Origin of the sequence: Corynebacterium sp. 5QC2CO, assembly GCF_024580435.1 — a bacterium.
Lineage (GTDB): Bacteria > Actinomycetota > Actinomycetes > Mycobacteriales > Mycobacteriaceae > Corynebacterium > Corynebacterium jeikeium_D.
Genome location: NZ_JANIKI010000031.1, coordinates 1 through 853 on the forward strand (window position 1 = coordinate 1; position 853 = coordinate 853).

At 56.7% G+C, this 853-nt stretch carries 1 protein-coding gene; it reads left to right on the forward strand.

Translation table 11 applies throughout. The features are described 5' to 3' along the window. On the forward strand, window positions 1-846 hold an 846-nt coding region (locus NQ014_RS10805; protein ID WP_257075337.1), incomplete at its 5' end, for an IS30 family transposase. Window positions 847-853 lie beyond the last annotated feature (7 nt).

The following is an 853-nucleotide window of genomic DNA, read 5'->3' on the forward strand; positions in this document are numbered from 1 at the left end:
AGCCGCGGGCGTCTTGCTCGTCCTAAGCTGCGCAAACTCGATGGTAATCGGTTCTTACGCGCCCAGGTTGTCGATCTGCTCAACCGTGGTGCCTCACCGCGTCAGGCCAGTGACAGGTTGGCTGCACTCTGGGGTGATAATACGTCCATGACTATTAGCCACGAGTCGATTTACCAGGCCCTTTACGTGCAAGGGGTAGGTAGCTTGCGCAAAGAACTTGTGTTTGAAAAGTCCTGTCGGACTACCCGGCCAGGGCGTAAACCCCGCTCGCTTCTAGCCGGGGTGCCCAAACCACGAGGAAAACGCTGGACCCATGATGCCAATATTTCACTTCGCCCAGCCGAAGCCAATGATCGTGCGGTACCTGGTCATTGGGAAGGGGATTTGATTATTGGCGCAGATGGCACCAGTGCTTTGGCGACGTTGGTGGAGCGCCGCAGCAGGTTTGTGCTCCTCGGCAGGCTCGGCACTGATCATACTGCCGCAAGCGTCAATGAGGTCATGGTGCGGATGATTCGTCGGCTCAAAGAGTCGATGGACACCACGATGTCGACGTTGACCTGGGACCAGGGCGTGGAGTTTGCCAAGCACACGGAGTTTTCTGTTGCGGAGAATATTCAGGTGTTTTTCGCCGATCCGCATTCGCCGTGGCAGCGAGGTAGCAATGAGCGGATGAACCGGGATATCCGGTTTTATTTCCCCAAGGGCACCAACTTTACCGATGTCACCGACCAAGAGGTTGCTGAGGCCGAAGCATTGCTGAATAACCGGCCGCGGGTGGTACTCGGCGGGTTGACTCCCCGGGAGGTAATCTCTGGTGTTATCCATGATGCAATGACCGCCTGACCCTACC